This is a genomic window from Rhizobacter sp., assembly GCA_019635355.1.
Classification (GTDB): domain Bacteria; phylum Pseudomonadota; class Gammaproteobacteria; order Burkholderiales; family Burkholderiaceae_C; genus Rhizobacter.
The window spans coordinates 3,670,792-3,688,243 of sequence record JAHBZQ010000001.1 but is presented as its reverse complement, the minus strand read 5'-3'; the positions used below and the strand labels follow the sequence as shown (position 1 = coordinate 3,688,243).

Sequence of the window (17,452 nt, the reverse complement as noted above, 5' to 3'; positions counted from 1 at the left end):
CGCGGGTGCACTATGCTGCGCTGTCCCTGATCCTCATGTCATCCCGGAGCTGCACGATGAAGTTCACCCGTCTTGCCACCCCCCTGGCCGCCGCCGCGGCGCTTGCCCTCGGCATCGCCACCCCGCCTGTGTTCGCGAGTTCGACCGCCGCGTCGTCGGCCTCCGAAGGGGTTTCCGCCTCGGTCGGCAGCGTGTCCACCTCGTTCGAGAAGTCGAGCGATGGTTCGTCGAAGAAAGACAAGACCGCCGCCGGCGATTACAAGGTCACCGAGGTCGCCGAAGTGGCCGAGCGCCCCGGCACCGTGCGCCTGACGCTCGCCCCCGTGGCCGCCGATGCCAAAGCCGATGACAGCTTCGTGCTCTACGTGCCGGCGCAGGTCGTCGCCCGCGACCCGGTCGCCGCCGGCCAGGTGATCACCGCCAAGCCGCGCGTCTATGGCGTGGAGTTCGCCCGTGCCGACACCGGCCGCGCCTTCTTCCTCGTGATGCACGACGCCTGGCACCGCGAGCTGCAGTCCAACGCCGTCACGCTTTGATTTCACGCTGGGTCGCGCGGGCAGCGGTACTGCTCGCGCTGTGCGGCGCCGCGCTCGGCGCCCACGCGGGCAGCTACCGCTTCTGCGACCAGCCGCTCGACCTCGACGCTGCGCAGAAAGACCGCCTCTTCCGCCTGGGCGGTGTCATCAAGACCACCCTCGAAGCGCACGCCACCGGCGGTGTGGCGCTGATGTCGCGCTCGGGGCTCGACCTCGCCCGCTTCGGCCACCGCTACTCGCACGCCGGGGTGAGCCTCAAGGCCAACGCCGACATTCCCTGGGCGGTGCGCCAGCTCTACTACGCCTGCGACGAAGGGCGGCCGCGCCTCTACGACCAGGGCATCTCGGGTTTCCTGCTCGGCACCGAAGACCCGAAAGAAGGCTACGTCTCGATCGTCTTCCTGCCCGAGGCCGCCGCACGCCGGCTGGAGGCCGCGGCACTCGACAAGCACGGCGCCCTCTCGCTGCTGGCCGGGGTGTACAGCGCCAACGCGTTCGCCTTCAGCGACCAGTACCAGAACTGCAACCAGTGGGTGGCCGAGCTGCTGGCCGGCGCCTGGTCCGACACACCCATCGGCTCACGCCGCGAAGCCCAGCAATGGCTCGCGCAGCACGACTACCAGCCGAGCCGCTTCGACATCCATCACCGCTGGATGCTCTCGCTCGCGATGGTCTTCGTGCCCTGGCTGCACCGCGACGACCACCCCGACGCCGACCTGCGCGAGGCGAGCCTGCGCATCAGCATGCCGGTGGCCATCGAAGCCTTCGTGCGCCAGCAGGTGCCGGGCGCGACGCGCATGGAGTTCTGCCACAACGAGCGGCACATGGTGGTGCGGCGAGGGTGGGAGCCGATTGCGGCGGGATGCACGCCGGGTGATGGGGACACGGTGATCCCCTTTTCTTAGCGCGTGCCGGCCGAGCGCCGGGCCGCCCCAAGCCGGCCGGCATCCCCTCGGGGGATCGGCCGTGTACTCACGGACGAGGGGCCGTCATTTCGAGGTGGGCATCACGAACTCGGCGCCTTTGCCGATGCTCGCGGGCCAGCGCTGCATCACGCTCTTCTGCTTGGTGTAGAAGCGCACGCCCTCTTCGCCATAGGCGTGCATGTCGCCGAAGAGGCTCTTCTTCCAGCCGCCGAAGCCATGCCACGCCATCGGCACCGGGATGGGCACGTTGATGCCCACCATGCCGACCTGGATGCGGCGGGCGAACTCGCGCGCCACGTTGCCGTCGCTGGTGAAGCACGACACGCCATTGCCGAACTCGTGCTCGTTGATGAGCTTCACGGCCGACGCGAAATCGGGCACGCGTACCACGCCGAGCACCGGGCCGAAGATCTCTTCCTTGTAGATCTTCATCTCGGGCGTCACGTGGTCGAAGAGCGTGCCGCCGAGCCAGAAGCCCTGTTCATGGCCAGGCACCGTGAAGCCTCTGCCATCGACGACGAGCTTCGCGCCTTCGGTCACGCCATGCTCGATGTAGCCGGCGATGCGCTGCTGCGCCTCGCGCGTGACGATGGGGCCCATCTCGGCGTCGAGCTCCATGCCGTTCTTGATCTTGAGCGTCTTGGCACGCGCGGCGAGCGCCGGCACGAGCTTGTCGGCCACGTCGCCCACCGCTACCGCGATGCTGATCGCCATGCAGCGCTCGCCGGCCGAGCCGTAGCCGGCGCCGATGAGCGCATCCACCGCCTGGTCGAGGTCGGCATCGGGCATGACCACCATGTGGTTCTTCGCGCCGCCGAGCGCCTGCACCCGCTTGCCGTGGTGCGCGCCGGTCTCGTAGATGTATTGCGCGATCGGCGTCGAGCCGACGAAGCTGATGGCCTTCACGTCGGGGTGGGTCAGCAGCGTGTCGACGGCGAGCTTGTCGCCCTGCACGACGTTGAACACGCCATCGGGCAGGCCGGCGTCCTTCAGCAATTGCGCCATGAAGATCGAAGGCGACGGGTCACGCTCGCTGGGCTTGAGCACGAAGCTGTTGCCCGCGGCAATCGCGACCGGGAACATCCAGCACGGCACCATGCACGGGAAGTTGAAGGGCGTGATGCCGGCCACCACGCCGAGCGGCTGGCGCAGCGTCCAGTTGTCGATGCCGGTCGACACCTGCTCGGTGTAGTCGCCCTTCAGGAGCTGCGGAATGCCGCAGGCGAACTCGATGATGTCGATGCCGCGACTGACCTCGCCCTGCGCATCGGTGAACACCTTGCCGTGTTCGGCGGTGATCATCGCGGCGAGCGTGTCGCGGTGCTGGTTCATCAGTTCGAGGAACTTGAACATCACCCGCGCGCGGCGCAGCGGCGGGGTGTCGGCCCAGGCGGGGAAGGCCGCTTGGGCCGACGCCACGGCCGCGTTCACCTCGTCGACGCTCGCCAGCGTGAGCTGCCGCGCCACCCGGCCGGTGGCCGGGTTGTAGACCGCCTGGCGCCGCCCGCTGCTGCCGGCCACCGGCTCTCCGTGGATGAAGTGGCCCACGTCGTGGGCAGTGGTGAAGGCTTCGGGTGCGCCCATGGGGTCTCCAGCGTCGTGTGTGTTGCTGAAACCAGTCTAGGCGCCGCCCCGACGCTTGCCAATGCGATTGGCCTGACTTCATCGTTCGATAAACTGAACACTGATGGCGACCCTCGATCCCCGCGTCGACCTGCTCTGGCCGCAGGTGCACACCCTGGTGCTGCTCGCGCAGACCGCGAGCTACACGCAGGTGGCGCAGCGCCTGGGCTTGTCGAAAGCGGCGGTGAGTCAGCGCATCAGCGATCTCGAGCGCACCGTGGGCCAGACGCTGGTGCAGCGCACCACCCGCTCGGTGCGCCTCACCGAAGCGGGCCAGCGCCTGGCCGAGCAGACGACCGAAAGCTTCGCGCTCATCGCACGCAGCGTGGGCGAGGCGCGTGACCTCGCCGCACAGCCGCGCGGCCTGGTGCGGCTCACGGCCCCCGTCGCGCTCGGGCGCCAGCACCTCGCGCCGCACATCGAGACCTTCCTGCGGGCGCAACCCGAGGTGCGGGTCGAGCTCGACCTGTCGGACCGTTTCGCCACGCTCGCCCACGAGGGCTACGACCTCGCCGTGCGCCACACCAGCGCGCCGCCCGACAACCACGTCGCGTGGAAGTTGTGCGCCTCACGCGCACTGCTGGTGGCCAGCCATGCCTATCTCAAACGCCACGGCACGCCCACGCACCCGAGCGAGCTCGCGCAGCACGCGTGCCTGGCCTACCTGCGCCCGGGGCCGACGGTGTGGCAGTTCGAGCGCGCCGCGCGCAGCGGCCCGGAGCGGGTGAACGTGACGGTGCAGGGGCCCTTGCGCGCGGGCAACAGCGAGGTGCTGCGCGACGCCGCGCTCTCGGGCCTGGGCATCGCCCTCGTGCCCGATTTCAGCGCCGTCGCCGCGCTGCGCACGAAGCGCCTGCGTGTGGTGTTGCCGGCGTGGCGGCCGGTGGGCGCCTTCGGTGATGCCCTCTACGCGCTGCACCCGTGGAGCCCCACCACGCCGAAGGCGGTGCAGGCGCTGGTGGCGCACCTGAAGCAGGGTTTCAGCGCCGGCTTCCCGATCGAGTGACGATGGCGTGACAGCGGCGAAAAAAAAGCCCACCCGGTGAAGGGTGGGCTGTTCAAGTCCTCTAGAGGACGTCGTTGGGACCGTTGCGGGTTCTCTCGTTTCTTCGTGTGGGCGTCGCGTTGTTGTTCTTCGGCGCTCTGTCGAGTGGAACCGTGTACGTGGTGGTCAAAAGACCCCGTGTGACAGCACCGGGGCACTGTAGTCGGGCCTCACAAACACACTCCATCCCCAATACGAGGGACGGATCGAAGTGCTTTGTAGCAAGCCATTTCCTCCACCCTCTTTTGGGGGGCGCGACAATGCGGCATGCCCACACCGCCCTCTTCCCGTCACGCCTCGAACGACACACCACCGTTCGGTGAACGCGAGATCGACGAGTTGCAATCCTTGCTCGACCGTGTGCCCGCGCCGCTGGAGCCACTCGACGTCAGCATGCTCGACGGCTACCTCTGCGGCGTGCTGGTGCAGCCGGTGCGGGTGCCGGCGAGTCGCTGGTTGCCGCACATCACCGATGCCGACGGGCGCGCCTTGCCGGCCAGCTTCGACGCGTCGCGCCTGCACGCACTGGCGCAGCGTCGTCACGCCGAGCTGAACGATGCAATCGCGCGCCGCCAGTGGTTCGACCCGTGGGTGTTCGAGCTGGAGAGCGATGACGAAGACGAACCGGCCGCACCCGACGCGGTGTACCCGTGGGTGGCCGGCTTCGCGCTCGCGATGGAATGTTTCCCGGAGCTGATGCAGCGCGATGAATCGGTGCTCACCGAGCCGCTCGCGCTGCTGTACCGCCACCTCGACCCCGACGACCTGGAAGACGCCGATGCGCTGCTGGCCGAGATCGACACGCTGGAGCCGCCCGAAGACCTGAGCGCCGCGGTGGAAGAACTGGTGCGCGCCACGCTGCTGCTGGCCGACGTCGGCCGGCCACTGCCTGCCGCGCCCAGGCCCACAGCCAAACCGAGGCGCCCAGGACCGCCGCCGCGCGGTCGCCGGTGACCCGTCAACGCGTGCGCTCGAACCAGCGCTGCGCGTAGAGCGCAAGCCCCGTCGCGACGCTCGCGAAACGATCGCCACGCACCGCCCGCGCCTGCGGGAAGGCCGCCGCGATCTGCTGCGCGAGGAGGCGCAGGCCGGTGGAGCCGCCGGTGAAATAGAGCGCATCCACCTGCGACGGTTGCAGGCCCGCCTGCGCGACCGTCACCCGCGCCGCCTCGGCGATGCGCGCGAGGTCGCCCTCGATCGCCGCCACCGCCTGCGGCTCGCTCAAGGTCGATGCCAGCTTGTGCTCGACGTGGCTCAGGTCGATGCGCACCTCGCCGCCATCGGCCACCGCGATCTTGGCCGCTTCGGCACGCGAGGCAAGTTCGTGCCCGAGCCGCTCGGTCACGACCGTCATCAGCCGCTGGTGGTGCTTCGGATCGGCGTAGAAGCTGCGCATCTGGCGCAGCTCGGCCACACGCGCCGGGTTGTAGACGGTGTTGATGAGGTGCCAGGTGGCGAGGTCGAAGTACACGCCGCTCGGCACTTCGCGCGCCGGCGCGCCGTTCACGCTCGGCCCGAACGCGCCGTAGCCGAACTCGCCGAGGATGCTCGCCAGCTCGATGCGCCGGTCGAAGTCGGTGCCGGCGATGTGCACGCCGTGGTTGGCGAGGATGTCGTGCTTGCGCTCGAGGTGCGCGGCGCGCTCGGGGCCCACGCGCACGAGCGAGAAGTCCGACGTGCCGCCGCCGATGTCGGCCACGAGCACGATTTCTTCACATGAGGTGGTGCGTTCGTAATCGAAGGCGGCGGCGATCGGCTCGTATTGGAAGTGCACCTCGCGAAAGCCCACCGCGCGCGCCGCCGACTCGAGCGAGGCCTGGGCCTGCGCATCGCGCTCGGGCTCGTCGTCGACGAAGTACACCGGCCGGCCCATCACCACCTGCTCGATGCGCGCGCCGGCGGCGCGCTCGGCCGCGGTCTTCAGGTGCAGCAGGTAGCCGCCGATGATGTCGAGGTACTTGGCGCCGCGGCCACCGCCCACGTCGGTGGTCTGGTCGACGAGGCTGCTGCCGAGGATGCTCTTCATCGAGCGCATCAGGCGGCCGTCGATGCCTTCGACATACGCGGCCAGCGCGGCGCGGCCGAAGGCGCGCGGCGGGCCATTCGTCTCGGGCCCTTCGGCGAAATAGAACACCGCCGTCGGCATGGTCGGGTGACCCGCTTCCAGCTCGACCAGCTGCATCGCGCCGCCGACCGGAATGGCAATGGCGGAATTGGATGTGCCGAAGTCGATGGCGCAGTACATGAGCGGAGGTCGCAAAAAAGGGGGCGCGATTCTAGGGCCTGCTCCTCCGGTGCGACAGGCCCTAGACTCGGCCGCCATGCCCACCGATGCCCCCGGCCCCGACCTGCCTGCGCTGCTCTCGCGCGTGGCACTGCGCGACCGCGCGGCCTTCGAGCGGCTGTATGGCGCCACCTGTGCGCATCTGTTGAGCGTCGCGTTTCGTATCTTGAACAACCGAGACCGCGCCGAAGAGGTGCTGCAGGAAGCTTTCATGAACGTGTGGCACAGCGCCGCCAGCTACAACCCGGTCATGGCCACGCCCATGACCTGGCTGATCAACATCGTGCGCAACAAGGCGATCGACCTGCTGCGCGCCGGCCGCAGCGAGCGCGCGAGCACCGTGCCGCTGGACGACGACACCCTCGACGCCGCGCAAGACGAGCTGCCGCAACCGCAGCAGCTGCTGGCCACGAGCCTCGCCAAGGCACGCATCGACGCCTGCATGGGCACGCTCACCGCGTCGCAACGCCAGGCCCTCGCGCTCGCCTACTACCGCGGCATGGTGCACACCGAGATTGCCACCTCGTTGAACGCACCACTCGGCACCGCCAAGGCCTGGGTGCGCCGCGGGCTCGACAAGCTGAAGGAATGCCTCGAATCGCGCGGGGTCCGGGCATGAACTACCTGCAGCCACCCGAGCGCCTGGACAAACTGGCCCGCGAATACGCGCTCGGCACGCTGAGCGGTGGCGCACGGCGGCGCTTCGAGCAGGTGCTGCGCCAGTCGCCGCAGGCCGAGCGGGCGGTGGCCGGCTGGCAGGAACGTTATGCCGTGCTCGCCGAAGGCCTGCCCCCGATGACACCGCGCCCCGACGTGTGGCAGGGGCTGCAGCAGCGGCTCTTCCCCTCGCCCGTGAAGCGCAAGCCCGGCTGGTGGCCACTGCTGGGGGGCGTCCTGGCCGGGGTGATGCTGTGCACCGTGGTGCTGCGCCTGGAGCCCGGGCTCGTGGGCCTGGAGCCGCGCGCCGAGACCCTGCCGGCGAGCTACGTGGGACTGCTCACCGATGCGGCCGGCGCACCGACGCTGCTCGCCAGCTCGCGCCGCCACGGGCGCCAATTGACCGTGAAGCTCCTGAAGCCGCTGGCCGTGCCGAGCGGGAGGGTCGCGCAGCTGTGGGCCTATCCGCAGGATGGCAGCGCCGCGTTTCCGGTGGGCGTGCTGCCTGCCAGCGGCACCGCCACCGTCGCGCTGGCCGACACTTCGGAGAAGCTCTTCTTCAAGGTGTCGCGGCTGGCGGTGAGCTACGAAAGCACCCCCGCCATCGCTGGCCAGGCGCCCACCGAGCCGCTGGTGCTGAGCGGCCATTGCGTCAAGCTCTGGTAGGCGCGAAACTTTTTTCATGGCCCTTGCGTCCGCGCCGGGGCCCGCTCTCGTAAGTGCCGGCATGTCGCCGATCCCCGGCGGCAACCCAAACCCACCATGAACGCACTCTCCCGCCTTCTCGCCTTCGGCCTGTTCGCCCTCACCCTGTCGGCTGCGCAAGCCGCCGCCGACATGAGCGCCGCCTCGAGCGACCAGGACAAGCTCGCCCCCGTGCGCGCACAGATCGCCGCGCGCAACTGGAGCGGCGCCATCGAGGAGCTCAAGCGCATCAACGACACCGGCAGCGCCGAGTGGAACAACCTGATGGGCTACAGCCTGCGCAAGGCGAAGACGCCCGACCTGGCCGGCTCGGAGAAGTTCTACAACGAAGCGCTGCGCATCGACCCCCAGCACCTGGGCACGCTCGAATACTCGGGCGAGCTGTACCTGATGAAGGGAGAGTTGCCCAAGGCCGAGCAGCGCCTGGCCGCGCTCGGCGCCGCCTGCCAGAAGGCCTGCAGCGAGTACGCCGACCTCAAGCGTGCGATCGAGCGCTACAAGGCGGCCGGGCAGAAGTACGTGGCCAGCGACTACTGATCAAGCCGCGGCTTCCCGCAGCGGCGCTCCGTCCGAGTCGCCGCAGAAACCGAAGGCCAGCGCCGGCCGCTGGCCGCTCATCAGCTCGGCGAGCGCGCGACCCGAGCCGGCGCCGTGCGTCCAGCCGAGCGTGCCGTGGCCGGCGTTGACCCACAGTCGCCCGATGCGCGTGCGGCCGATGTAGGGGATGTTGTCGGGCGTGCTCGGGCGCAGGCCGGCCCAGAAGTTCGGCTCACGGGTGTCGGCCACCCCGGGGAAGATTTCTTCATAGCGCTTCACCAGCGCGGCGCAGCGCACCTGCGCGGTGGGTGAGTCGAGCCCGGTGTCGTAGCCCGCCATCTCGGCGGTGCCGGCCACGCGCACCGTGTCGCCCAGGCGGCTGATGGCGATCTTGCGCGTGTCGTCGATCATGCTCACCACGCTGGCCCGTTCGGGGTGGCGTAGCTTGAAGGTGGCCGAGTAGCCCTTGGCCGGGTAGATGTTGAGGTACACGCCCAGCGGGCGCAGCAGCGGCGCGGTGTGGCTGCCGAGCGCGGCCACGAAGGCGTCGGCCTTGAGCGTGCGCGACTCGTGGCGCTGGCGCACACGCACCGCCTGCAACTCGCCGCCGGCCACGTCGAAGCCGGCCACGTCGTGCCCGTAGAGGAACGTGGCACCGCGCGCTTCGCAGCGGCGTGCCAGCTGTTGGGTGAAGCTGCGCGCATCGCCCGATTCATCGCTAGCGGTGAAGGTGCCGCCGACGATCTGCTCCGCAAAGCCGCGCAGAGCCGGCTCCACCTGCAGCACCTCGTCGCGCGAGAGGATGCGCCGGTCCACGCCGTGACGGCGCATGATCGCGGCACCGGCTGCGGCCCCGTCGAAATCTTTCGCGTTGCAGAAGAAATGCAGGATGCCGCGCTCGAGCCGGTTGTACTCGATGCCGGTCTGCGCCACCAGCGCCTTCAGCGACTCGTGGCTGTAGCGGCCGAGCGCCACCAGCTGCGCCACGTTGCGCTCGAAGGCCGCGTGCGTGCAGTTGGCGAGGAAGCTCAGGCCCCAGCGCCATTGGTGCACGTCGAGCTTGGGGCGAAAGAGCAGCGGCGAGTCGTCGTGCGCCAGCCACTTGGCGACCTTGAGCGGCGCGCTCGGGTGGGCCCAGGGCTCGCAGTAGCTGACCGAGATCTGCGCACCGTTGGCGAAGCTCGTCTCCAGCGCAGCGTCAGGCTGGCGGTCGACGACGGTGACCTCGTGGCCCTGCTCCAGCAGGTACCAGGCGGTGCTGATGCCAACGATCCCCGCCCCGAGCACGACCACCTTCATGACACACCTCCGATGAGCAACTGCCCCGCGACCGTGAACATCACCACGGCCACCGTGGCGTCGATCGCGCGCCAGATGAGGGGGCGCTGCAGCCAGCGCGAGGCCGCGGCTGCGCCATAGCCGAGGGTGGCGAACCACATCATCGAGGCGAGGCCCGCGCCGGTGGCGAAGGCGATGCGCCCGGTGTCGCCGTGCTGCGCACCCACGCTGCCGAGCAGCACCACCGTGTCGAGGTAGACGTGCGGGTTGAGATAGGTCAGCGCGAGCGTGCTCGCAAGCGTGGCGCCCAGGCTGGCCGCCCGCGGCCCCGCCTGCACCAGCTGGCTGTGGCCGCGCCACGCCTGCAGGGCCGAGCGTGCACCGTAGGCCAGCAGAAACGCCGCGCCCCCGAAACGGAAGACCTGCAGCACCCCCGGCGACGACTGGATCACCGTGCCGAGGCCAAACACGCCGAGCGCGATCAGCAGCCAGTCCGACACGGTGCACAGCAGCACCACCGGCCCCACGTGCGCACGCTGCAGGCCCTGGCGCAGCACCAGCGCGTTCTGCGCGCCGATGGCGACGATGAGCCCGGCCGTCATCAGCCAGCCCTGGAGGAATGCGGTGCCTGTCATGCCCAGGATTGTGGGGAGCGCTTGCGCTGAAGTGAAGCGTCATTCATATTTCTCAGAGTTCATCAGAGACGCTTATGAAAGACCTCGACCCGGCCGGCCTCGACTGCCTGGCGGCGCTGGCCGACGATGGCCACTTCGAACGTGCGGCCCGCCGCCTCTCGATCACGCAGTCGGCGGTGTCGCAGCGCCTGCGCACGCTCGAAGCGCAGGTGGGCCAGCTGCTCGTGGTGCGCTCACGGCCGCTGCGCCTCACCGACGCCGGCAAGGTGCTGCTGCGCTTCGCCCGCCAGCTGCAGGCGATGCGCGCCGAGGTGGCGCTGGAACTCGGCGTGGGCCCTGACAGCGGCCAGCGCCTGCCGATCGCCGTCAACGCCGACAGCCTCGCCACCTGGGTGCTGCCGGCGCTCGACCCGGTGGTGCAGGCCGGTGCGTCGCTGGAGCTGGTGGTCGACGACCAGAACTTCACCCACGACTGGCTGCGGCAAGGGGCGGTGCTCGGCTGCGTGAGCACGGTGAGCGAGGCCTTGCGCGGCTGCCGCGTGGTGCCGCTCGGCACGATGCGCTACACGGCGGTCGCGAGCCCGGCGTTCATCGCGCAGCGGCTGCCGCAGGGGCTGGACCGCGGCAACTTCTCACAGGTGCCCTTCCTCGTCTTCAACCGGAAAGACGACATGCAGACGCAGTGGGTGGCGCGCGCCTTCGGCGTGCGTTCGCCGCGCCTGCAGGAAAGCTTCGTGCCCTCGTCGGAAGCCTATGTGCGCGCCGCGCTGATGGGCTGGGGCGTGGGCGTAGTGCCGCTCGTGCAGGTGAGCGGCCTGATGGCGCGTGGCGACCTGGTCGCCCTGCGCCCCGAGGTGGAGCTCAGCGTGAAGCTCTACTGGCACCAGTGGCGGCTCGGGCCCGATGGCACGCCGCCGTCGGAACGGGTGGCGCTGCTCGACCGCATCGGCGACGCGCTGGCGGCCGGCGCCCGCGCCGCGCTCGGCCCGACCCGCGCTCAGCGCGCCGGCTGAAGCACCTGCGCGCCCGTGCGTGCCAGCTCGGGCAGGGCGGTGTCTTCCGAGGCCAGGAGCAGCGCGCTGAACAGCGCGGCCAGCACCGTCAGCCAGGTGAGCGCTCGAATCGACAGCCGGTTCACGACAACAACCTCCATACGCGAAGCGCGCGTGACGCGATGGTGACGCTTCTTCTTGCATTGCAGCAAAGGCGCTGCAAACGGCCCTGCGCAGGATGGGGGCAAGCACCGCCCGGCGGCACCCTGCACATAACCCTCAATTGCGTGGCTTGGTCGCCGCAAATCGGCCCATCGTGGCGGCGGCGTCGCGTCACACTGTCTCTCAAGCGGACCCATGCGAGAGGGCATCATGAACCTGCTTCCCCGTTGGATGAGATCAGACGCCATGCAGCGCTCGGCCCGCAGTGCCGAGCCGGACCCCGGGGACATGGGCACCGCATTCGGGCTCGACGCGAGCCTCGGGCCGCTGGAAGGCGAGCCGGTGGCGCAATCCCCCGCGCAACCCGACGACCGCTTCTGGCAACAGCGGCTCGATCGGCGGCCGCAACGCTGACCGGCACCGAGACAACTTCACGGTAACTCGCTGCACCGGCGAGTCCTTTCGCGACTGCGCCGTCCACGTCACGCGCCGGCTGACTAGAATCGGCGCATGGCCACCAAGGTGTCGTTCAAAGAGCAGGTGCTGCGGGCACGCGAGGACGCGATCGTCGCGTCGGTCAACCGTCTGCTGGCCGAAAAGGGCTACGACATCATGACGGTCGACGAGGTGGCCGCCGATGTCGGCATCGCCAAGGCCAGCCTCTACAAGCACTTCAGCTCCAAGGAAGAACTCGCCGGCGCGGCGATGGTGCGGGTGCTGCAACGCGCGCAGGCCTTCATGGAGACGCTGCCGGCCGACGCGCCCGCCGTGGAGCAGCTCAAGGCCGTGGCCCGCTGGACCATGCAGGTGCAGCTCGCCGGCGAAATGCCCTCGCTACCGGCCCAGAACTCAGCGCTGCGCTCGGCGTTGATGGCCAACAAGCCCTATCTCGACCGGCTGATGGACGTGAGCGACCAGCTGGGCGAATGGATCGTCGCCGCACAGCAGGCCGGCGACCTGAACCCGGCGCTGCCCTCGGAAGTGGTGCTCTACACCCTCTTCGCCCGCGCCTGCGACCCGGTGCTCGGCCTCTTGAAGGTGAGCGGCCAGCACAGCGATGAACGCATCATCGAGATGCTGATGTCGACCTGCTTCGATGGCCTGGCCGGGCGCGCCAAGGCGGTTCAGACCTCGAGCACGAAGAGCGGGTCGTAGCCTTCGGCCTCGCCGCGGCGTGCATGACCGCGGGCATTGCAGACCACCCGCGTGGCGCCCACGGTGTAGTCGTGTCGGCAGTGCAGGTGGCCGTGGATCCACACGTCGGCGAGCGGCAGCAGCGCGTCGTCGGCGTTGCAGAAGCTGGCGGTGCCGGATTGGTTTCCGTACCGGGGATCGGCGCTGCGCAGGCTGGGGGCGAAGTGCGTCAGCGCGACGGTGGTGTCCCAGGCCTTCGGCTTCCGGGCCAGCTCTTGCGCCAGCCAGGCCTTGCAGGCCAGCGCCTCCTCGCGCACGAGCGCGGCGTCGAAGGGCTGGCCATGGATGGTCGAGCGTTGCACGCGCATGAAGTAGCTGCCGGCGCGCATCGACTTCTCGCGCTGGGCCTCGCCGAAGGCGTCGAAGTCGCACCAGCGCACGGTCGAGACGAAGCGGATGCGGCGGCCCTGCGCGTCGGCGAGCACGAGGCTTTCGCGCTCCAGCAGGCGGATGCCGAGCGATTCGCAATGGGCGCGCAGCAGCGGCCAGGTCCCGGCCACGTCGCGCTCGTCGAACTCGTGGTTGCCCGCCACCATCAGCACCGGCACGGGCCAGTCGCGGAAGTGCGACAGGCCCTGCCAGGTGCTGTCGATGTCGCCGCCGAGGATCAGCAGCTCGGCGCCGGGGGCCGGCTGCGGCAGGAAGTCCTCGGTTTCGAGGTGCAGGTCGGACAGGAGCTGGAGCTTCACCGAGTCAGGTGGCCCCGTGGCACTGCTTGAACTTCTTGCCGCTGCCACACGGGCAGGGGTCGTTGCGGCCGACCTTGGGCGCGTCACGCTTCACCGTCTCGACCTTGTAACGCCGGTCGGTCGTGAGGTCGTAGAGGTCGGCGACGGCCGCGACCATGTCGGTGATCCCGTCTTCCAACGTGGGCAGCGGGTGCTCGCGGTCGAGGGTGGCGACGACTTCCTTTTCCTGCTCGGTCTCCGTCGGCAAGTGGCGGTAGAGGCGGGCCAGGGCCGACATCACGGCGTCGTCGGGAATCTCCGACAAGTCGGGGAAGCAGATGGCAGCGTGCTGGAAGCCCGCGACCCACGGCATCAGCGCCTGCGACACCTCGCTCAAGCCGGCCAGCGGGTCGGGCTCGCCTTCGGGCGGGAGCTCGCGCGGGTGCTCCTCGTCGAACTCGAGCACGAAGGGGTCGAACCAACCTTCTTCGGCCATCGCGCGGTTGAGGGCGTCGTGGCGACGTTGGATCAACTCACGCGTGCGCGCCAGCCAGGCGGGGTCGACGTCGTCGGGCAGCGGCTGGCCGTCGAAGTCGAACACGTGCGGCAGCCAGGCGTCGGTCTCGAGCAGCACCGGCTGCACGATCACGCCGCAGAGAAAGCCGTCGAGCATCACCCCGTCGAGCGGCGTCAGCGGCTCGGGCGTGTCGGCAAGCAGGTCGTCGAGTTCGGCGAACTCTTCATCGGTGAGGTCGGCGTGGGCCATGTCAGGAAACAGGAGCGGGTGAAGTCGGAATTGTCACGCCAGGGCGAGGCCGCGAGGCGTCGACCAGCCGCTCGCGCAGCCATTGGTGCGCGCTGACCCGGTCGTGCCGCATGTGCCACATGGCCTCGACGTGGATGCGTGCCATCGGCATCGGCAAGGGGCGCTCCACCAGCTGCGTCTGGTAGCCGGTGGCCACGACGAAGGACGCCGGCAGCACCGTCAGCAGGTCGCTGCGCGCCACCACGCGGCCGGCGGTGAAGAACTGGTTGACCGTGAGCACGATGCGGCGCGTGCGGTTGAGCGACGCCAGGGCCTGGTCGACGAAGCCGTGCGGCCGGCCGGAGAAGCTCACGAGCAGGTGGTGGGCCTGGCAGAAGGCGTCGAGCGTCAGCTCGCCTTCGGCCAGTGGGTGGCCGCTGCGCATCACGCAGACGTATTCGCTTTCGTTCAGGCGCTGGTGACGCAGCGCGCTCTGCGCCCCCTGCGACACCAGCTCGGCGATCGCCTCCGGGAAGTAGCCCACGGCCACGTCGATCTCGCCGCGTTCGACCAGCGCCCTCGGGTCGCGGGTGGTGAGCGGGATCACCCGCAGGTTGACCAGCGCCTGCTCCGCTTCGATGTGGTCGATGAGCGGCGGCAGCAGCACTGCGGCGGTCGCGTCGGCCATCGCGAGGCGGAAGCTGACCGCATCGCGGTGGGGGTCGAAGTCGCCCGGGTCGAGCGCCGCGCGCAGCTGGTCGAGCGCGGCGCGAACCTGCGGCCACAGCTTTTCGGCAAACGGGGTGGGCACGACACCGTGGGTAGCGCGCGTCAGCAGCTCCTCGCCCACCGATTCGCGGAACCTGCGCAACGCATTGCTCACCGCCGGCTGGGTCAGCGCCAGCCGCGCCGCCGCGCGCGTCAGGTTGCGCTCGGCCATGACGGCGTCGAAGACCCGCAGCAGGTTGAGGTCGAGCGTCTTGAAGTTCATGGTTCGTGATTTTGTCCCGACATGCGCTTGGTGAATATCACGGATTCACATTCTTGATTGGACGCGCATTAGTGGTTTCCCTAGGATTCACACCAATGCGAACTCTCTGTGAGTTGCAGAAGTTGCCCCGAAGGAGCACACCATGACCGCTACGACCATCAGCCTCCAGATCCCGCAAACCCGCACGGCGCCTCGTTTGGCCGCTGTGATCGGCGAATGGGTTGCCGCCCTGCTGAACGCACTGCCCTCGGGCACGCCGGCACCGCGCTACCCGACGCGTGAAGCGGCTCGTGTGCGTGCAATGGCTCACCGTTACGAAGGCAGCGACCCGCGCTTCGCCTCCGAGCTGTACGCCGCTGCCGACCGCCACGAGATGCTGTACCGCTGATCCACCGCCGCAAGGCACCCCTGAAAAAGCCCGCGTCAGCGGGCTTTTTGTTGGGCAGTTCGGACACGAAAAAGGCGCCGCAAGGGCGCCTTTCTTTTTGGGAGCGTGCGGATCAAGCCGCCAGGCGGGCCTCGAGCTTCGCCTTGGTGGCGGTCAGTTCGGCCGGCAGGTGGTAGGCCAGCTGCTTGAAGAGCTCGTCGTGCAGGCCGAGTTCGGTCTGCCAGGCGGCCTTGTCGATGCTGGTGACCTGCTCGTACTGCTCGGCGGTGAAGTCGAGGCCGGTCCAGGTGAGGTCTTGATAACGCGGGGTGATGCCGAAGATGTTCTCGACGCCCTGGCCCTTGCCTTCCACGCGGTCGAGCACCCACTTGAGCACGCGCATGTTCTCGCCGTAGCCCGGCCAGATGAACTTGCCGTCAGCGCCCTTGCGGAACCAGTTGACGCAGAAGATCTTGGGCAGCTTGGCGCCTTGGGCCTGCAGCTTGGCGCCGAGGTCCAGCCAGTGCTGGAAGTAGTCGCTCATGTTGTAGCCCATGAAGGGCAGCATGGCGAACGGGTCGCGGCGGACGACGCCTTGCTGGCCGAAGGCCGCGGCAGTGGTTTCCGAGCCCATGGTGGCGGCCATGTAGACGCCTTCGGTCCAGTCGCGCGCTTCGGTCACGAGCGGAACGGTCGTGGAGCGGCGGCCACCGAAGATGAAGGCGTCGATCTTCACGCCGGCGGGGTTGTCCCACTCGCTGTCGAGTGCCGGGTTGTTGGTCGCAGCGACCGTGAAGCGGGCGTTCGGATGGGCGGCCTTGGCGCCGGTTTCCTTGGCGAGCTGGGGCGTCCAGTCCTTGCCTTGCCAGTCGATGCAGTGGGCGGGGGCCTCACCCATGCCTTCCCACCACACGTCGCCGTCGTCGGTGAGCGCCACGTTCGTGAAGATCACGTCACGGTTCAGGCTGGCCATGCAGTTCGGGTTGGTCAGCGTGTTGGTGCCGGGGGCCACGCCGAAGTAGCCGGCTTCCGGGTTGATGGCGCGCAGCGAACCGTCGGCCTGCGGCTTCACCCAGGCGATGTCGTCGCCGATGGTGGTGACCTTCCAGCCGTTGAAGCCGGCCGGCGGGATCAGCATCGCGAAATTGGTCTTGCCACAGGCGCTCGGGAAGGCGGCGCCGACGTGGTACTTCTTGCCCTCGGGAGAGGTGACGCCGAGGATCAGCATGTGCTCGGCCAGCCAACCTTGGTCGCGACCCATGGTGGACGCGATGCGCAGGGCGAAGCACTTCTTGCCCAGGAGCGCATTGCCGCCGTAGCCAGAGCCGTAGGACCAGATTTCCTGGGTCTGCGGGTAGTGGACGATGTACTTGGTCTCGTTGCAGGGCCACGAGACGTCTTTCTGGCCGGCCTCGAGCGGCGCGCCCACGGTGTGCACGCAGGGCACGAAGTGGCCGTCTTCGCCCAGCACGTCGAGCACGGCACGGCCCATGCGGGTCATGATCTTCATGTTGACGGCCACGTAGGGGCTGTCAGACAGCTCCACGCCGATGTGCGCGATCGGCGAGCCGAGCGGGCCCATGCTGAACGGCACGACGTAGAGCGTGCGGCCCTTCATGGCGCCCTTGAACAGGGCCTTTTCGCCGGTCTGGAGCAGCTCGCGCATCTCGGCCGGGGCCATCCAGTTGTTGGTGGGGCCGGCGTCTTCCTTCTTCTCGCTGCAGATGAAGGTGCGGTCTTCGACGCGCGCCACGTCACTCGGGCTGCTGCAGGCGAGGTAGCTGTTGGGGCGCAGCTCGGGGTTGAGCTTCTTGAAGGTGCCGGCGGCCACGAGCTGGGCGCACAGGCGGTCGTACTCTTCCTTGCTGCCGTCGCACCAGTAAACGTCTTTCGCCTCGGTGAGCGCGGCGATCTCGGCCACCCAGGCAATCAGCCGCGAGTGTTTGACATAGGCCGGTACGTTCAAGCGCAAGCCTTCCATGACGGGTCGGTTCATCGTGGGTCCAATCTTCAAAGTTGAAAAAGCGGAATCGGGCGAATCTCATGCACCGGGAGATGCCGGTGCCGGGGGCTCGCCCCATGCCGCTTGGGCTACCGCTGTTGGCGG

The 17,452-nt window shown here is 69.0% G+C and carries 20 protein-coding genes; 11 read left to right on the top strand and 9 right to left on the bottom strand.

Annotation, left to right across the window (positions count from 1 at the left end):
- Positions 1-113: 113 nt before the first annotated feature.
- Together KF892_16900 and KF892_16895 are read left to right on the top strand one after the other, a co-directional pair.
- Positions 114-536, top strand: a complete 423-nt coding sequence (locus KF892_16900; protein ID MBX3626700.1) for a hypothetical protein — start codon at positions 114-116, stop codon at positions 534-536.
- Positions 536-1,441: a DUF2145 domain-containing protein gene (locus tag KF892_16895; protein MBX3626699.1), complete on the top strand. Its 906-nt coding sequence runs from the start codon at positions 536-538 to the stop codon at positions 1,439-1,441. The genes KF892_16900 and KF892_16895 overlap by 1 nt, the downstream gene beginning before the upstream one ends.
- Before the next feature lie 84 nt (positions 1,442-1,525).
- Here the strand turns inward: KF892_16895 and KF892_16890 are convergent, their stop codons facing one another.
- Positions 1,526-3,046 (bottom strand): CoA-acylating methylmalonate-semialdehyde dehydrogenase, encoded by a 1,521-nt coding sequence (locus KF892_16890; GenBank protein MBX3626698.1) that lies wholly within the window; start codon positions 3,044-3,046, stop codon positions 1,526-1,528.
- A 103-nt stretch (positions 3,047-3,149) separates the two neighbouring features.
- Here KF892_16890 and KF892_16885 point away from each other — a divergent pair, with 103 nt between their 5' ends.
- Positions 3,150-4,091, top strand: a complete 942-nt coding sequence (locus tag KF892_16885; GenBank protein ID MBX3626697.1) for a LysR family transcriptional regulator — start codon at positions 3,150-3,152, stop codon at positions 4,089-4,091.
- 306 nt (positions 4,092-4,397) lie between these two features.
- Positions 4,398-5,084 (top strand): YecA family protein, encoded by a 687-nt coding sequence (locus KF892_16880; protein MBX3626696.1) that lies wholly within the window; start codon positions 4,398-4,400, stop codon positions 5,082-5,084.
- Between the two features lie 4 nt (positions 5,085-5,088).
- Here KF892_16880 and KF892_16875 read toward each other — a convergent pair whose 3' ends face one another.
- A complete protein-coding gene (locus KF892_16875; GenBank protein ID MBX3626695.1) occupies positions 5,089-6,375 on the bottom strand; it encodes an Hsp70 family protein in 1,287 nt (428 codons plus the stop codon).
- Between the two features lie 76 nt (positions 6,376-6,451).
- Between KF892_16875 and KF892_16870 the strand changes: the two genes are divergently transcribed.
- The 3 genes from KF892_16870 to KF892_16860 all read left to right on the top strand — a co-directional run bounded on the left by KF892_16870 (position 6,452) and on the right by KF892_16860 (position 8,313).
- Positions 6,452-7,033 (top strand): sigma-70 family RNA polymerase sigma factor, encoded by a 582-nt coding sequence (locus tag KF892_16870; GenBank protein MBX3626694.1) that lies wholly within the window; start codon positions 6,452-6,454, stop codon positions 7,031-7,033.
- Positions 7,030-7,737, top strand: a complete 708-nt coding sequence (locus tag KF892_16865) for an anti-sigma factor (protein MBX3626693.1) — start codon at positions 7,030-7,032, stop codon at positions 7,735-7,737. The genes KF892_16870 and KF892_16865 overlap by 4 nt, the downstream gene beginning before the upstream one ends.
- A 96-nt stretch (positions 7,738-7,833) precedes the next feature.
- A complete protein-coding gene (locus tag KF892_16860; GenBank protein MBX3626692.1) occupies positions 7,834-8,313 on the top strand; it encodes a tetratricopeptide repeat protein in 480 nt (159 codons plus the stop codon).
- On the opposite strand, the gene KF892_16855 is transcribed toward KF892_16860, so the two are convergent.
- Positions 8,314-9,612, bottom strand: coding sequence for a D-amino acid dehydrogenase (locus KF892_16855; protein MBX3626691.1), 1,299 nt, complete (start codon positions 9,610-9,612; stop codon positions 8,314-8,316).
- Positions 9,609-10,226, bottom strand: a complete 618-nt coding sequence (locus KF892_16850; GenBank protein MBX3626690.1) for an amino acid transporter — start codon at positions 10,224-10,226, stop codon at positions 9,609-9,611. Before KF892_16850 ends, KF892_16855 begins: the two co-directional genes overlap by 4 nt.
- A 74-nt stretch (positions 10,227-10,300) precedes the next feature.
- Between KF892_16850 and KF892_16845 the strand changes: the two genes are divergently transcribed.
- Complete coding sequence (locus tag KF892_16845; protein ID MBX3626689.1) at positions 10,301-11,239, top strand: LysR family transcriptional regulator ArgP; 939 nt, start codon at positions 10,301-10,303, stop codon at positions 11,237-11,239.
- On the opposite strand, the gene KF892_16840 is transcribed toward KF892_16845, so the two are convergent.
- The gene (locus KF892_16840; GenBank protein ID MBX3626688.1) at positions 11,224-11,364 is read right to left on the bottom strand and encodes a hypothetical protein; all 141 of its coding nucleotides are present in this window, start codon (positions 11,362-11,364) and stop codon (positions 11,224-11,226) included. The two genes, KF892_16845 and KF892_16840, sit on opposite strands and share 16 nt — an antisense overlap.
- A 226-nt stretch (positions 11,365-11,590) precedes the next feature.
- On the opposite strand from KF892_16840, the gene KF892_16835 reads away from it, so the two are divergent.
- Positions 11,591-11,794 carry a hypothetical protein gene (locus tag KF892_16835; protein ID MBX3626687.1) on the top strand — a complete coding sequence of 68 codons (204 nt, stop codon included), beginning with the start codon at positions 11,591-11,593 and terminating at the stop codon, positions 11,792-11,794.
- Positions 11,795-11,890: 96 nt separating this feature from the next.
- The gene (locus KF892_16830; protein ID MBX3626686.1) at positions 11,891-12,535 is read left to right on the top strand and encodes a TetR/AcrR family transcriptional regulator; all 645 of its coding nucleotides are present in this window, start codon (positions 11,891-11,893) and stop codon (positions 12,533-12,535) included.
- Here KF892_16830 and KF892_16825 read toward each other — a convergent pair.
- From KF892_16825 to KF892_16815, 3 genes are read right to left on the bottom strand one after another with little or no spacing between them, the layout of a single operon-like run.
- Positions 12,505-13,263 (bottom strand): metallophosphoesterase, encoded by a 759-nt coding sequence (locus KF892_16825; protein MBX3626685.1) that lies wholly within the window; start codon positions 13,261-13,263, stop codon positions 12,505-12,507. The two genes, KF892_16830 and KF892_16825, sit on opposite strands and share 31 nt — an antisense overlap.
- 4 nt (positions 13,264-13,267) lie before the next feature.
- Entirely contained in the window at positions 13,268-14,008 is a 741-nt protein-coding gene (locus tag KF892_16820; protein ID MBX3626684.1) for a UPF0149 family protein, read from the bottom strand.
- 1 nt (position 14,009) lies between these two features.
- Positions 14,010-14,978 (bottom strand): LysR family transcriptional regulator, encoded by a 969-nt coding sequence (locus KF892_16815; GenBank protein MBX3626683.1) that lies wholly within the window; start codon positions 14,976-14,978, stop codon positions 14,010-14,012.
- Between the two features lie 142 nt (positions 14,979-15,120).
- Between KF892_16815 and KF892_16810 the strand changes: the two genes are divergently transcribed.
- Positions 15,121-15,366, top strand: coding sequence for a hypothetical protein (locus tag KF892_16810; protein MBX3626682.1), 246 nt, complete (start codon positions 15,121-15,123; stop codon positions 15,364-15,366).
- Positions 15,367-15,478: 112 nt separating this feature from the next.
- Here the strand turns inward: KF892_16810 and KF892_16805 are convergent, their stop codons facing one another.
- A complete protein-coding gene (locus KF892_16805) occupies positions 15,479-17,341 on the bottom strand; it encodes a phosphoenolpyruvate carboxykinase (GTP) (protein ID MBX3626681.1) in 1,863 nt (620 codons plus the stop codon).
- Positions 17,342-17,452 lie beyond the last annotated feature (111 nt).

Excerpts from the sequence above, each read along its gene's own strand:
- KF892_16890 (MBX3626698.1), bottom strand. The coding sequence starts at position 3,046 with ATGGGCGCACCCGAAGCCTTCACCACTGCCCACGACGTGGGCCACTTC.
- KF892_16885 (MBX3626697.1), top strand. The coding sequence starts at position 3,150 with ATGGCGACCCTCGATCCCCGCGTCGACCTGCTCTGGCCGCAGGTGCAC.
- KF892_16880 (MBX3626696.1), top strand. The coding sequence starts at position 4,398 with ATGCCCACACCGCCCTCTTCCCGTCACGCCTCGAACGACACACCACCG.
- KF892_16875 (MBX3626695.1), bottom strand. The coding sequence starts at position 6,375 with ATGTACTGCGCCATCGACTTCGGCACATCCAATTCCGCCATTGCCATT.
- KF892_16870 (MBX3626694.1), top strand. The coding sequence starts at position 6,452 with ATGCCCACCGATGCCCCCGGCCCCGACCTGCCTGCGCTGCTCTCGCGC.
- KF892_16865 (MBX3626693.1), top strand. The coding sequence starts at position 7,030 with ATGAACTACCTGCAGCCACCCGAGCGCCTGGACAAACTGGCCCGCGAA.
- KF892_16860 (MBX3626692.1), top strand. The coding sequence starts at position 7,834 with ATGAACGCACTCTCCCGCCTTCTCGCCTTCGGCCTGTTCGCCCTCACC.
- KF892_16855 (MBX3626691.1), bottom strand. The coding sequence starts at position 9,612 with ATGAAGGTGGTCGTGCTCGGGGCGGGGATCGTTGGCATCAGCACCGCC.
- KF892_16850 (MBX3626690.1), bottom strand. The coding sequence starts at position 10,226 with ATGACAGGCACCGCATTCCTCCAGGGCTGGCTGATGACGGCCGGGCTC.
- KF892_16845 (MBX3626689.1), top strand. The coding sequence starts at position 10,301 with ATGAAAGACCTCGACCCGGCCGGCCTCGACTGCCTGGCGGCGCTGGCC.
- KF892_16835 (MBX3626687.1), top strand. The coding sequence starts at position 11,591 with ATGAACCTGCTTCCCCGTTGGATGAGATCAGACGCCATGCAGCGCTCG.
- KF892_16830 (MBX3626686.1), top strand. The coding sequence starts at position 11,891 with ATGGCCACCAAGGTGTCGTTCAAAGAGCAGGTGCTGCGGGCACGCGAG.
- KF892_16820 (MBX3626684.1), bottom strand. The coding sequence starts at position 14,008 with ATGGCCCACGCCGACCTCACCGATGAAGAGTTCGCCGAACTCGACGAC.
- KF892_16815 (MBX3626683.1), bottom strand. The coding sequence starts at position 14,978 with ATGAACTTCAAGACGCTCGACCTCAACCTGCTGCGGGTCTTCGACGCC.
- KF892_16810 (MBX3626682.1), top strand. The coding sequence starts at position 15,121 with ATGACCGCTACGACCATCAGCCTCCAGATCCCGCAAACCCGCACGGCG.
- KF892_16805 (MBX3626681.1), bottom strand. The coding sequence starts at position 17,341 with ATGAACCGACCCGTCATGGAAGGCTTGCGCTTGAACGTACCGGCCTAT.